This is a genomic window from Streptococcus sp. KR (genome assembly GCF_002238115.1).
In the GTDB taxonomy this organism is placed as follows: Bacteria; Bacillota; Bacilli; order Lactobacillales; family Streptococcaceae; genus Streptococcus.
This window is the reverse complement of record NZ_NGVM01000011.1, coordinates 33,331-46,414: the sequence shown is the minus strand read 5'-3', so window position 1 is coordinate 46,414 and position 13,084 is coordinate 33,331. Positions and strand designations below refer to the sequence as shown.

Genomic DNA, 13,084 nt, shown 5'->3' with positions numbered 1-13,084 from the left:
TAAAGAAGATGGTAGATTTCTTGATTCTAAAAGGTTTTTAGTGTTAAGAAATTGTATAAAAAAAGAAATTAACCAAAAACTAACCAAAGGTTGTATATTTTTAGTCAATGAATATAGAATAAAGTAGATCAGGAGGCTGGTCTATTTTATTTTGTATTTACTGATATATAAAAAGTTGAATCGTCTGTCTAAAAGTGATACAATAGATATACAAAATAAGTTAAGGGGAAATACTATGTCACAAATTGCTGTAAGAGTAGATGATGAATTGAAAAAAGAAGCGACTGCAATTTTTAATGAGTTGGGGTTGGATATGTCAACTGCTGTGAAGTTATTTTTGAAGCAAAGTGTGTTGACAAGAAGTATTCCTTTTGATGTTAAACTTGATTCTGAGTAAGATGAAATAAAAGTATGGCTGTATATGATATAAAGGGGTTTAGTTATGGTTTATACAATAGATCAGATAAAGGAAAAAATTGTTCCTATTGCTAAACAATATGATTTATCTAAAATTTATCTATTTGGCTCTTATGCTAGGGGTGAAGCTGATGGAAAAAGTGATGTTGATATTGCTTTGGAGTTAGAGGATGATTCGATATATTTTGATGTATATGGTAGGCTTTTAACTATTTTTGATGGTAATATAGATATTCTATTGGTTAGTGATTTACTTTCTCCTAAAACGAATATTGGGAAGTTAGTTAAGAAAAATTTTTTGAATGATAGAGAGGTTATTTATGAGAAGTCAATCTCTTGAAACTGATATAGCGTATTTGAAGGATATGGTTTTATATCTTGATAAGGCTGTTGCTGTTTTGGATAAAGCAAGAAGATATAATTTACCTTTAGATGATGATATGGTAGTTGATTCTATTGCTATGAACCTTGGTCAAGTAGGAGAACAGTTATCGTTAGGAAAATTATCAGAGGAAGTAAAACAGAAGTATTCTGATAGGATAAATTGGGTTCAGATAAAAGGTTTTAGAAATTTTATTTATCATAACTATTCAAATTTGAATTTTAAAATTGTGGAAGGAATATTGAAAAAATCTGTTCCTGAAACAAAAGAAGCCTTATATTCGATTATAAGAGAATTAGAATCTGAATTATAGAATACTATTTATTAGGAGAAAGAAAATGGAAATTAAAGAAATAAATTATCAGACAACTGTTTTACCTAAAACATTGATTCCGAAGTTGAATTATTTTGTGAGAGATTTTCTTAATGATTATTCTGATTATTTAGATGAGATGGAAGCTGGAACTGATTTTGATACTGAAGTTGAATATGAGGGTGATTTAGAAGTATATTTTGTTAAATTTATTTTTAGAAAAGCAGGTGATAAATTCTTTTCAAGAGTAAATAATGAATTATCTTTGTATTGTAATGGTGAATTTTGTGGAACTGTTATTCTTGAATAAAAAAAGTATAAAAACACTATCATTAGATAGTGTTATTTTTTTTGTTTTCATTATAAAATTGTGTGGCTATTTCTTTAACGTAGTTTTCATATTTTGAAGGAATATCAGCATTTTTGAGATAGTCTTGATAATTGAAGCTATCGTCTATTGGATATTCGCTGTTCACTAAACTCATAAAATCAAGGATTCGCCCTTTTTCACTGTTGTTTTCAATGTGACTTTTAAAAGTATCAATTTGAGAAAGTGAATTGTTGCAATCATCATTGATTAAATGGTGTTTTTCATGAAGAAGTACATTTATTTTTTCGATATCGCTTGTGTCGGAACGAAGAAAAATAAAGTGCTGGTTATTTACAAAAATATATCTTCCTTTGGAATTTAAGTTTTTAAGAGTGATCACTTTACAATTTAATTGTTCTATCTCTTTTATAACTTTATTTAGGTTCATACTTATTTTTTGTTTGCAAAATAGTCTTTTAGGAAGTCTTTGATGATCTCTCTATCGTTATCTGTGATTGGTGTACCATCATAAGCGACTGAGTTATCGATAGCAGAATCAAGGTCAATATCTGAATCAGGATCAGGAATATCAGTTTTACCTAGCAGATAGTCTGTTGAAACATTGAAGTAGTCTGCTAGTTTTTCCATTGTTTCGAGGTTCATTTTCTTTTTACCACTTTCAAATTGTTGATAAGCAGGTTGAGAAATATTTAAGAATGTAGCAATATCTTTTTGAGTTAGTTTTTCTTTTTTTCGTAGCTTTTTTAGTCTTTCAATAAACATGATTTATTCCCTTCAAAAATTTTTTAAAAAAATTTAAAAAAAGCATTGACAAAATAAGCTATAGGTTATATAATAGATACATAAGCAATAGCTTATAAAAAATAAGTAAAAAAACTTTACTTAATCATAACATTTTATAGGAATTTGAAAATCTTGAATACAACTTAAAAGACAAATTTTAATTTTCAGTATTGAATGTTGTTTCAAGAAACTAGAACTTGTAACTTTTAGTAGTATGATTTTTGATTCAATATAAAAGTTAAGTGAACTTTGAAAATTTAATAAAAAACGTGTCAGACAACAACGAATCATTGACTAACACGATTAAATGTAGCAATTTAATTATAAGTGAAAAATAGTAAAATGTCAAGTTGTCTGATGGTAGATATGTTTCATGGAGTTTAGTTGTAACAAAATAAGCTAGGTAAAAACCTAGCTTACTACTAAAATAACAATCTTATAATCGTATAGATTGTAAATGCGATTGTCATTCTAGGGGTTGTGTTTAAACAATCTTTGTAAAGTGAAATAAATAGTTTCACAATAACATAGATGAATAAAAACAATCTGATGAGAACGTTTTTCATATCCGCACCTCCTGTTTAAGATAACTTTGAATGGGCTAAATCTATTCAAAGTTTGCTTTCAAGTTATCTTTATAAAGGAGAGGGAAAGAAGTATTCTCGGTTGTATTCTATCATAGAGCAGACGAGAAATCAAGCTAGATAGTATTTTATATAGCTAGATTCCATGAAATGTATCTACAAAACTTTATAGATTCTAAACTCTTTGCTGACTTTTTTAGTAAGACTAGGGAAAGTATAGATAACGTATAATGATGAATATTGTACAAAAAGTTGTCAAATATGGATTTGAGTCAAAAGATTTAATGTAAAGACGGACTAAAAACTTAACAATGTTGTAAATGATGGATATTGTTTTAGTAATGATTTCAACCATAATGTTCTCTTTTCTAATATTTTTGAAAACAAAAATCCAGCAAAGTGTGTTTCCATCTTACTAAGCTGTTTACGATATTTTGTTTTTGGTGAATTGGTATTATTATACCATAAGTAAATGGAGTTGGCAAGGAGTTTAGAGTTTGTAAAGTTCACGTTGGGTTTTTTGTCCTTTCGCCTTAGTAGATAAGAAAAGGGAACTGACGGCTGTGGAGCAGTCAATGATACTTTGAAGAGGTAGCTAGAGTGAGATAGTGAGGCTTTATCGTATGGTCGGTGTGTAAGAGTAAAATCTTGCTAATGCCTTTGGGTAAGGAAGAGGGGGTATTGAGTTATCCTTAAATCTGTGACCTTGGCGAAGGGAGTAGGCTATATAGCTGAAAGTGTGCGAAGATAAGAGCATACAAAAAAGAGTAACAAAAAAAGGCTTTGAAATAATAAGCCTTTTTAATTTTACTCAAAAAACAAAATTAACAATCATTTAATTTTTATAATACAGGTTTTGTCCTGATAAAGATTGAAAGTATTGTTAGTTTTCACAAGGGAATATAAGAAAGTATTCTTTTATGTAAACTAACAATATGAGTAGAGAATAGAAAAGAGGAAAGATGGATATTTGGATCTACTTAGTAAGAGTTGGAATGCTATTGTCTATGCTTATTTTGATGATGTTTTTGATTTATTGGATGTTTAGTCATTTGATAATTCTGTTTGTATTTGTGTTGTTTGTGGTTTTCTTTTCGATTATCACATTAAAGTAGAGAGGAAAAGAATTTATGTTGAATGTGTCGATGGCTCTTCGGTTGTATCGAGAAATGTATAATAAGTCGAAAGAGGACTTAGCAAAGTATTTAGAGATTCAACCGAAAGCGTATGCTCGATATGAAAGTGGAGAACGTGAACCTAGTCTTGATAAGCTGTATAAGTTAGCTTACCTTTATAACTGTAAGATTGATGATTTTATCAATGTTGAAGAAAGTTTTAGTGTTGATCGAGATGATGTTATGTCTACTAAAGATTTAGATAATCTAGGTTGTCACCATCAATTTTCTCATGGATTGGTAACAATGTTGACTAAAGGGAAAAGTTATGAAGAAGCTATTCGCTTTTTTGCTGATGATAAGACTAAATATGTTCATAAGAGTGAAGTGAAGCAATTCTTACTTGACCTAGTAGATAAGATTGAGTAGTAGGAGAGAGGTGTGTTAAAATCGAAGAGTATGGTTATAAAGAGGGGTTAAGAACATATTCCGAAGAATGGATCATAAAAGAGTATAATCGAATCTATAGTAGATTCTGCTGGAATTTGAAAATCTATGCCCATGTAAAAAATGGTGCTGATGTTTATGTATCATCAAAGAAATGCTGTGAAGATTTATATTATCAGTTGTATGGTGTTGGACAGTTGACTCGTTGTTATTACAGCAAGATAATTTCTAAAATCGAAAGAACGTATTCTTATTTTAGAGAAAATGGAGTGATTATTGAGTTTTAAAAAATGTTGAATCTGAGAAAGATATTTTATAATAAGTAATATTATTTTAAGTAGATGGGTAAAATTTTAGAAGGTCAGTTTTAACTGGCTTTTTTTGTTTATAGAAAAGGAGAAAAAATGATTTTAGTAGTTTATAAACGATCTCGTTCACCTTCTTAGGATTATAATGATTGAGATTGATAAAATATAAAAAATTTTTAGTTTAAAAGGAGAAAAAAGATGTCAAAGACACAAGAATTTAAGGCTTACGGTTCAATCCGTAAAATGAAGGTTGGTGGTGCATGTGGTGTTATTCTTGCACTTGGAATGTTGGGAATGGTATTTTCTTCAACGGTATCGGCTGATGAAGTTTCAACTGCTAAGCCTGTTGCTGTAGAAAAGAAAACAGAAGTAGAAGTTCCTATTGCTCATGACAATCTTGATAAAGCTGTAACAGAAGCAAAAAATGCTGGTGTAAATGTAGAAGTAGATGCTGTTCAGGATAAAGGTGTTGCAACCTCTGAAACAGTAGCAGAAAAGCAAAAAGAAATTGAAGTTGATTATGTGAAGCAAGAAGCAGAAGTTAAAAAAACAACTACTGACTACACAAACGCTAAAACTGACAATGCAACCAAACGCAAGGAAATTGAAGAAGAAAATAAGCGTATCGCAAGGGATAATTCTAAAAAAGAAGCTGACTACAACAAAGCTGTAGCAGACCAAAAAGCCTACAATGAAAAGGTTGAAAAGGACAATGCTAATTTAAAAGCTGATTATGATAAGAAGTTGGCTAGTTACAATAAAGATTTGGCTGTTTACAATAAGCAAAAAGAAGAACTTGCTAAGAAGGGTGTAAAAGCTGAAAAACCTCATATTAAGGTTTATGGTGATTATGATGAAAGTCAGCGTGGTAGCGTTAATTATTATGGGAAGCTGACTGCATCTTTTGAAGGAATTGATGGACTTACAAAAGTTAAAGATTATATTGGACTTCATGATGATACTACAATTAGTGCAAGTCGCCCTGATCTTCTTCGTGATGTAAATGGATATTTTAAACAGATTTATAACCCTAAAGCTGGTGATTCATTTACGTTACATAATATTGCTGAAGATGATAAAGGTCAAAAAATTTCTGCTCGTTTTACTTTTAATAAAGTAGAAGCTGAGTGGCAGGAAAATGGAAAACCTTTATCTGCTACTAAGGTTACAATTCACAAAAAGGATAATAGTGGCTCTATTAATTTTGTATATGGCAATTTAGTTGAATTTAATACAAAAATTGATTATTTCTATGAAAAAGGTCATAAAAAAGTGAATTTGGCTATCGTTTCAATGTTTAATGATGTTGATTATGGTCAAGAATTTAACATGACTTATGAAGATGGTTCAGAAGGAGTTGTTTTAAATCCGAAAGGTTCTAAAGTAGAAAAAGTATCTCGTAATGGGAAGAATTATTATAAGGGTGAATATAAGACAGCTTGGAAAAATGATGTACCTGATCTTGGTGTAAAAGCTGGTGATCTTGGATATGATAATGTTAAAGATGAAGCAGATATTCCACTTGGTTCAGTAGTTTCTGTTGGTTATGGTTCTACTTTGAATTTTGCTTATCATAATGGAGAAGGAGTTCATTCTGCTAAGAAAGTTGCTTTAGAGCGTAAATGGGCGAAAAGCAATGCAGAAAAAGAAGGAAAAGAAATGCCTTCTGATGGTTCGATCTTTGGAGATAGTGGCTGGGCTGTTGGATTATTTGGTAAAGCAAGTGCAACTGTTCCAATCAACATTTTGATTAAACCTCCTGTTGAGCCTAAGTATCAGTCAAAAGATACTAAGGAAATTCCTAAACCTAAATATGATGATCCTAAAGGATTGCCTGGGCGTCCTTTACCTTTTAAAGTAAAAGTGAACTATTCACGCTTGCGTGTGAAACCTTCAACTCCAAAACCTGTGAAGGCTATCAAAGATACTTATAAGCATAATATTGATGGCGCAAACACATTTGATAAAAATGTGAAATTCAGTTTGACAACTGACTACAAACCATATTCAACTTTTACTACTGATTCTAAAACTTATGGTAAAACATGGGCTATGGCAGATGATGTTCAAGATGGTGCTTACAAGGTAGATGATAGCAAAATCACTATGAAGGACTCTACTGGTAAGGATGTTAAAGCGCTTTTTAATATGTACCATGTTCTTAAAGAACGTACAAAAGAAATTCAAAACATTTTGAAAGAAGCTGGGTTGAACCCTAGAGGCGAATTTTACCTTTGGGTAGCGAAAGATTCTGCTTCATTCTATCAAAACTACGTTAAACAAGCTAAGAACATCACGATTGAGCTTCCTGCACGTTTGCTTGTAGAAAAAGGCAAAATTGTGAAAAATGATTTCCATCAAATTGACTTTGGAAATGCCTTTGTCTCTAACTTGGTAACTGTGCAAGTTCCTGACTTGAAACCTGAAAAACACGCTGTGGATCAGAAAGATGATAAGAAGATTCGTGATGGTCAAGAAATTAAAATTGGTGAATATTTACGCTATTTCCTTGATGGTGTAACTGTTCCTGCTAAACATGATACACTTTATCAGTATGATGGTATTGATAAGCTAGATGTGAAGCATGATCGCTATACTGGCAACTGGAAGGGTATTATTCGAGGTACAGAATATGTTGCTGAAAAAGACTTGGTTCTTCCTTATGATGTAGTTTTGTCTGACGGTAAAGTGGTTAAGGCAGGAGATAAGATTGCTAAAGGTTCTGCTTATGCTTTTCAATTTAAGTTTGATCAAAGTACAAACTCTGACTTTATCAAGAAGATTGTTAAAGTAACATGGAATGAGAAAGAAGGTAAGTGGGCTTACACTATTGATAAAGAGTTCTTGAACTCTCTAGGACTGCAAGGTACGTTTGACGTTGACTTCTATATTGAAGTCGAACGTATCGCAAGTGGTGATGTAGAAAATAAATTCTTGAACATTGTAAACGGTCAAGAAATGGAAGTTAAAGTTGTAACTAATACTCCTGAGCAACCAAAACCACAAGAACCTAAGAAACCATCTTTACCGAACACTGGTACTGCTTCTAGTATGCTTGGATTTGTAGGAACTGGTATCTTGTCTATGTTAGGTTTAGTTGGGATCAAGCGTAAAAAAGATTAAGATATTGTTGTTGGGGCGATAATAAAACAGGACTTATCGTCCTTTATTTTTTTAAAGAAAAAATGTAAATAGAAAAGGAAATCTAAAAAAATGAAAATCGAAAATTTTAAATTCAATCCTGAAGCTATTGGGAAAGCAAATTATGTACGTTCTGAAAAAGCACCTTCTATTATTGAAGGTAAGCCTTTTGATGGAACTCGACATATTGTGATGAATGCAAAACATGGTATGTTTTCAATCATCACTCCAAAAGATATGGCAACTTATAAAGTAAATGAGGAAGTTGAAGCTATTGAACCAACTTTCTTGGAAGATTATGTTGAAGGTACAAATTTCTCTGCTTCAACGAATGTATTGGCTAAAGGACTTAAACGTGTAGGGGGTAACAAATAATGGCTAAAAATGGACTTGAACTTGGACAACGTGTAGAAATTTTCTCAAAGAAATATCGTATTTTGAATGATCTTTTGTTGAATCCGAAGGAAATTTTGGGTACTTGTAAATTTATTAAGAATGAAGGTGCGCAATTTGTAAATGTTGATCTTGAAACTGGTGAAGGTGATTATGATGGTGTTGAAGTTCTTGTATATTCAGAAGGACAGGAAGATACTGTTTTCTTGAAAGTAACAGAACAATCTGCTGAAGAAATTGATGCTTTGAAACTTGGCTATCAAGAAGCTATTGATTTTGATACTTTGCTGGTTGCTTATCATGGTATGCGTAAGGCTGATCGTAATCAAGTAGAGCCGAACAAGCACCGTTTTGTTTTTGTGGTTGATAAACTTAAAAAAGTTGGTGGAAGTCAACCTAAACAAGAACAGAAACATGATCAAAAGCAAGAACATAAAGGATAGTTTTTAAAGGAGAAAAGATATGAGTTTATTTCCAGCGTATCGTGGAATTAAGATTAAGCCTTACATGGAAAATTTAAGATACTATATCTTTTCTTTTTTCTTTTTGTTGTTTAGTCCAATATTAGGATTTTATATTTATCAAAATTTAGAGAAACTAAAAAATGCTGATGTTCCTTCTATAGTGATTGTCAGTTTGATGGTGACAGTGTTTAGTTTGATTAGTCTTTATTTGACTTGGTTTTCACAAGAACGTTTTTTCTTTTTTCAAAAGTTAGAAAGACTTGCTAAACTTGCTTTCTTTTTGAAAGAAAATGGATATTCTTATACGAAAAAGATTAAGACGGATTCAGGAACAAGAGATAAAGTAGTTTTTCCAGCAGTTTATATGAAGCAGAATCGGTATGATTTGGAAATTGCTTTTAAAATGGCTGGGAATAAGTTTCAGGATAAGTTTAAGAAAATTGGTTCAGATTTAGAAACAACTTTTTTTATGGACTTTATGGAAGTTCAGGACGATATTAAATTTAAAACTTATAAAATGGCTTATTCAGCGTTTCAGAATCGTATTAAGATTAGTGATGTTGAATATTCTAGTAAAGGTATTCAACTAATGAAGAATCTCTATTGGAATCCTATTGATGATCCTCATTTGCTGGTTTGTGGTGGTACTGGTGGCGGTAAGACAGTTCTTTTAAGAACTCTGATTCGTGCTATGGCTAAAGTTGGAGTAGTGGATATATGTGATCCAAAACAAGCTGACTTTGTTACTATGTCGGAGCAGAAAGCCTTTGAAGGTCGTATTTCTTATGATGTTGAAGATATTGTTTCTATGATTGAAAGAGCAGTTCAAATTATGTTCGCTCGCTATGCTTATATGCGTAAAATGCGTGAAGAAAATGGCGAAAAGGATTTGAAGAAGTTTTTTGAATATGGACTTGAACCTTATTTTTTAGTTTGTGATGAATATAATGCCTTGTGCGCTATGCTTGATTTTCAGACAAGACAGCGTTTAGACAATGCTATGGGTCAATTCTTGCTTTTAGGAAGGCAAGCTGGCTGCTTTGCAGTTATAGCTATGCAGAAGCCTTCAAGAGAAGATTTAGGTTCAAAACTACAGTCAAACATCAATTTTCGAATTTCTGTTGGTCGACTAGATGAAGTCGGTTATGATTTAGCTTTTGGAGAAGTTAATAGGAATAAGGAATTTAAGTATGTGAAATATCTTGCTGGTAAGCGTGTATATGGTCGTGGATATGCGAGTGTGTATGGAGAAGTGGCCAGAGAGTTTTATTCTCCATTGCTTTCAAAAGAGTTCTCTTTCTTTGATGAATATGACAAGATTAAAAGACGAGAAAATCCTTTCAATCCATTAGAGAATCCTGAAGCTGTTCTTTCTGAGGAAGAAAAACAAGCATTGCAGGAAGAAATGCAAGCTAATGAAGAATTTGAAAAAGGAACTGTAAAAAAAGATAGTTCTGAATTGGTGCAAGAATTGATGTCTAGTAAACAAAAAGAAGATGAAGAAAATGATTTTCCTGATGGTGTTTATCTATCAGATTTTGCCTTAGAAAAAGGTATTCGTTCGAATATTTTGAGAAATGTTATTCAAAAAATTGAAGAACAAGGCTTCTATTCATTTGAGCGTAAGGAAGGTAAAATTTTCCTAGATTTAGATTCAAAGGAATTACTTTCAAAAATGATAGATGATAGGGAAGAGTCTAATAAAGGGTGGGGTGACTTAATTTCCGAGTATTTTGGAGATTAGTCTTTTTTTGTCTTTCTATTAGAATAGTGTAATCGCCCCTTTTTAGGGGCATTTTTTATTAAGTATAGTCCAGCCAAAAATGTAGGTGCAAAGCAGGGGTGAAGCCGTAGGCGAACCCATGCACCGCACCGACCGCATTTTTGGCTGGACTATATTTATTAACCCACCTATTCTAATAGGTGGGTAACAAAAGTTACAAAATGCACTTCACGCTTAGAGCGACAAGGTTTGAAGGTGTGTCCCTTTTTGTGTTTTTTGTATCCCTTTTGGTAAAAAATGGAGTTTTAAAGGAGAAATGGAAGGAAAAGAGTTAAAAGATTTTAGAAAAGAACGTAAAATGACTAGAAAAGAGTTATCAATTAAGACTGGTATTCCTGTTTCTACTATAAAGGCTTATGAGAATGGTTATAGGACTTTGAAGAAAGAAGATTTCCTAGAGATAAAAAACCATTTTAGTTTGAAAAAGTGTGATACAGAATTGACAAGGTATATGATAGACTATTTCAGGTTTACGCTTCACAAAGAGAATGATGTCTATTATGTAGCTAAAGAATTTTTTGGATTTGATATTATGTTGAATCCTGAAACAACCTCATTTATGAAATATGAATTGTTGTATCGCTATGGCGATATTTGGTTTTTTGGTTTTAATTCTTCGTATAGCGAAAATGGAGAAGATAGAAATAGAATTACGATTCAGTTAAGTGGTCAAGGTTGTAGACAATTAGAAATGTATCTTGAAAGTAAAAATATAACGTGGATAGACTTTATAAAAAGGTTTCAAAAACGATATGGAGAAAATTTTAGTGTTACTAGAATAGATATTGCAGTTGATGAAATGGCTAGAGAAGATACGAAAGAGAATTTTGATTTATCAACACTAGTAACAAGGTATTATAAACAAGACATTGTTTCGCCCTATTTAAAAAGTTTTTCATTTGTGGGTGGTGGTGGATTTGATTTTGAAAATCCACTGGAAACGGAAAATAGACAAGGGTTATCAATCTATCTTGGTAGTCGGCAGTCGGAAATGTACTTTAACTTTTATGAAAAGAGGTATGAGATTGCGAAAAAAGAAGGAATAAGTGTATTAGATAGTGTAAGGTTATTTGGAATATGGAATCGTTATGAAGTTCGATTTTCACAAGGTAAGGCAAGGTCATTTGTTTCAGAAATTTTAGCTGGTTATGATGTTGCTGAATTAACACGTTCTATATTTCAAGGAGCGATTCAAATTTATGATGGAACTGATGAACATGGTTTTAGAAAGTTAGATAGTAAGTGGCAACGACTTTTTGGAACTGATGAACCGATTAGATTATCTGTAAGTCCTGAACCATATTCAGTTGAAAAAACAATTAGATGGTTGGTAGAAAGAGTTTCTAATTCTTTAGTGTATGTTTCTGAAATTGATCGCTTGTTTATGCAAGAGAATATGAAAAAAATAATGAGTTCAGGAGAAATTACTCCTAGACAAAGAAAACAACTTGAATTTTTACAAAGTCAGTTAGGAAGGGCAGAATGATTGAATATAGACAAATTGAGAAGATTGTATATTTGATTCCTGCAAGAAACTTCTATGATGGTCTAACAGATAGTAAAGTAGCAAGAGATTATCAAGCCTATATAGAGTTTCAATCTCAAACCTATAAGCAGACAAGGAAGCGAAGTGATTTGGATAAATTGAAACGATTGATTTCAGAGTATGAATCCTATTTAGCAAGACAAGTTGATGTTAAGAGAAAGTTACTTTGGTTTGGATTGTTAAGAAGGAGCAAAGAAGAGATGGAAATGGAGTGTTTAAAATTGATTGAACGATTTCATTTAGAGAAGTGGGTATAGGAGATGAGGTGGTGTTGTGAAATTATTTCTTCAAGAAGATTGCATGGACGTTATGAAAAAATATCCTGATAACTATTTTGATTTAGCTATTGTAGATCCACCATATTTTTCTGGGCCAGAAAAAAGAAAATTTTACGGACGAAAAGTCAGTCCAATAGGTGTAAGCAGACTGTATGGCGAAACCTCAGAGTGGCAAATTCCAAATAGGGATTATTTTGATGAGTTATTTAGGGTTTCAAAAAATCAAATCATTTGGGGTGTGAACTACTTTGATTATTCTTTTGGTTCTGGCCGTATCGTTTGGGACAAAGTCAATGGTCAGTCAAGTTTTTCAGATTGTGAAATAGCATACTGCAGTTTTCATGATAGCATACGACTGTTTCGCTATATGTGGAATGGTATGATGCAAGGAAAGTCAATATCTGAAGGACACATTCAACAAGGAAATAAGTCATTGAATGAGGTTAGAATTCATCCAACCCAAAAACCAGTCAATCTTTATTTCTGGTTATTGCAAACCTATGCAAAAGAAGGCGATAAAATACTCGATACTCATGTTGGTTCAGCAAGTAGCTTGATTGCTTTTCAAGAATTAGGTTTTGAGTACGTTGGTTGTGAGCTTGATCAAGATATTTTCAGTCTCGCAAAACAGAGACTTGATAATTACAATAAGAAAATAAAATTATTTTAGTAGTTATCATGAACACAATATAAAAAGTCAAACAATGGTTTATTAACTGTGACCTTGAAAATCTTATTAAGTTAGCAGATTTACTAGAAGTTTCGTTAGATTGGTTATTTGGGAGAGAATAGATGAAAG

The 13,084-nt window shown here is 31.9% G+C and carries 13 protein-coding genes and 1 pseudogene; 12 read left to right on the top strand and 2 right to left on the bottom strand.

Annotated elements, in window-relative coordinates; all coding sequences use genetic code 11:
* Positions 1-235 precede the first annotated feature (235 nt).
* The 4 genes and pseudogenes from CBI42_RS12785 to CBI42_RS05995 all read left to right on the top strand — a co-directional run.
* Positions 236-382: pseudogene (locus CBI42_RS12785) on the top strand (type II toxin-antitoxin system RelB/DinJ family antitoxin); the annotation flags it as partial.
* Between the two features lie 60 nt (positions 383-442).
* A complete protein-coding gene (locus tag CBI42_RS06005) occupies positions 443-757 on the top strand; it encodes a nucleotidyltransferase family protein (RefSeq protein ID WP_000263129.1) in 315 nt (104 codons plus the stop codon).
* Positions 738-1,112 carry a HepT-like ribonuclease domain-containing protein gene (locus tag CBI42_RS06000; protein WP_094753514.1) on the top strand — a complete coding sequence of 125 codons (375 nt, stop codon included), beginning with the start codon at positions 738-740 and terminating at the stop codon, positions 1,110-1,112. Before CBI42_RS06005 ends, CBI42_RS06000 begins: the two co-directional genes overlap by 20 nt.
* A 25-nt stretch (positions 1,113-1,137) precedes the next feature.
* The gene (locus tag CBI42_RS05995) at positions 1,138-1,422 is read left to right on the top strand and encodes a hypothetical protein (protein WP_094753513.1); all 285 of its coding nucleotides are present in this window, start codon (positions 1,138-1,140) and stop codon (positions 1,420-1,422) included.
* A 22-nt stretch (positions 1,423-1,444) separates the two neighbouring features.
* On the opposite strand, the gene CBI42_RS05990 is transcribed toward CBI42_RS05995, so the two are convergent.
* Together CBI42_RS05990 and CBI42_RS05985 are read right to left on the bottom strand one after the other, a co-directional pair.
* A complete protein-coding gene (locus CBI42_RS05990; RefSeq protein ID WP_094753512.1) occupies positions 1,445-1,870 on the bottom strand; it encodes an ImmA/IrrE family metallo-endopeptidase in 426 nt (141 codons plus the stop codon).
* A 2-nt stretch (positions 1,871-1,872) separates the two neighbouring features.
* The gene (locus CBI42_RS05985; protein WP_094753511.1) at positions 1,873-2,205 is read right to left on the bottom strand and encodes a helix-turn-helix domain-containing protein; all 333 of its coding nucleotides are present in this window, start codon (positions 2,203-2,205) and stop codon (positions 1,873-1,875) included.
* Positions 2,206-3,940: 1,735 nt separating this feature from the next.
* On the opposite strand from CBI42_RS05985, the gene CBI42_RS05980 reads away from it, so the two are divergent.
* From CBI42_RS05980 to CBI42_RS05940, 8 genes are all read left to right on the top strand, one after another.
* A complete protein-coding gene (locus CBI42_RS05980) occupies positions 3,941-4,354 on the top strand; it encodes a helix-turn-helix transcriptional regulator (protein ID WP_094753510.1) in 414 nt (137 codons plus the stop codon).
* A 524-nt stretch (positions 4,355-4,878) separates the two neighbouring features.
* Positions 4,879-7,803, top strand: coding sequence for an SspB-related isopeptide-forming adhesin (locus tag CBI42_RS05970; RefSeq protein ID WP_094753508.1), 2,925 nt, complete (start codon positions 4,879-4,881; stop codon positions 7,801-7,803).
* Between the two features lie 90 nt (positions 7,804-7,893).
* The gene (locus CBI42_RS05965) at positions 7,894-8,196 is read left to right on the top strand and encodes a hypothetical protein (RefSeq protein ID WP_094753507.1); all 303 of its coding nucleotides are present in this window, start codon (positions 7,894-7,896) and stop codon (positions 8,194-8,196) included.
* Positions 8,196-8,657, top strand: a complete 462-nt coding sequence (locus CBI42_RS05960; protein WP_094753506.1) for a hypothetical protein — start codon at positions 8,196-8,198, stop codon at positions 8,655-8,657. The genes CBI42_RS05965 and CBI42_RS05960 overlap by 1 nt, the downstream gene beginning before the upstream one ends.
* A gap of 19 nt (positions 8,658-8,676) precedes the next feature.
* Positions 8,677-10,422: an FtsK/SpoIIIE domain-containing protein gene (locus CBI42_RS05955; protein WP_094753505.1), complete on the top strand. Its 1,746-nt coding sequence runs from the start codon at positions 8,677-8,679 to the stop codon at positions 10,420-10,422.
* 295 nt (positions 10,423-10,717) lie between these two features.
* A complete protein-coding gene (locus CBI42_RS05950; protein WP_094753504.1) occupies positions 10,718-11,947 on the top strand; it encodes a replication initiation factor domain-containing protein in 1,230 nt (409 codons plus the stop codon).
* Complete coding sequence (locus tag CBI42_RS05945) at positions 11,944-12,264, top strand: hypothetical protein (protein WP_094753503.1); 321 nt, start codon at positions 11,944-11,946, stop codon at positions 12,262-12,264. The genes CBI42_RS05950 and CBI42_RS05945 overlap by 4 nt, the downstream gene beginning before the upstream one ends.
* Before the next feature lie 16 nt (positions 12,265-12,280).
* Complete coding sequence (locus tag CBI42_RS05940) at positions 12,281-12,955, top strand: DNA methyltransferase (RefSeq protein ID WP_094753502.1); 675 nt, start codon at positions 12,281-12,283, stop codon at positions 12,953-12,955.
* Positions 12,956-13,084: the final 129 nt, after the last annotated feature.

Coding starts and splice junctions, on each gene's coding strand:
- CBI42_RS05995 (WP_094753513.1), top strand. CDS start 1,138: ATGGAAATTAAAGAAATAAATTATCAGACAACTGTTTTACCTAAAACA.
- CBI42_RS05965 (WP_094753507.1), top strand. CDS start 7,894: ATGAAAATCGAAAATTTTAAATTCAATCCTGAAGCTATTGGGAAAGCA.
- CBI42_RS06005 (WP_000263129.1), top strand. CDS start 443: ATGGTTTATACAATAGATCAGATAAAGGAAAAAATTGTTCCTATTGCT.
- CBI42_RS05980 (WP_094753510.1), top strand. CDS start 3,941: ATGTTGAATGTGTCGATGGCTCTTCGGTTGTATCGAGAAATGTATAAT.
- CBI42_RS05985 (WP_094753511.1), bottom strand. CDS start 2,205: ATGTTTATTGAAAGACTAAAAAAGCTACGAAAAAAAGAAAAACTAACT.
- CBI42_RS05990 (WP_094753512.1), bottom strand. CDS start 1,870: ATGAACCTAAATAAAGTTATAAAAGAGATAGAACAATTAAATTGTAAA.
- CBI42_RS05960 (WP_094753506.1), top strand. CDS start 8,196: ATGGCTAAAAATGGACTTGAACTTGGACAACGTGTAGAAATTTTCTCA.
- CBI42_RS05945 (WP_094753503.1), top strand. CDS start 11,944: ATGATTGAATATAGACAAATTGAGAAGATTGTATATTTGATTCCTGCA.
- CBI42_RS06000 (WP_094753514.1), top strand. CDS start 738: ATGAGAAGTCAATCTCTTGAAACTGATATAGCGTATTTGAAGGATATG.
- CBI42_RS05950 (WP_094753504.1), top strand. CDS start 10,718: ATGGAAGGAAAAGAGTTAAAAGATTTTAGAAAAGAACGTAAAATGACT.
- CBI42_RS05955 (WP_094753505.1), top strand. CDS start 8,677: ATGAGTTTATTTCCAGCGTATCGTGGAATTAAGATTAAGCCTTACATG.
- CBI42_RS05970 (WP_094753508.1), top strand. CDS start 4,879: ATGTCAAAGACACAAGAATTTAAGGCTTACGGTTCAATCCGTAAAATG.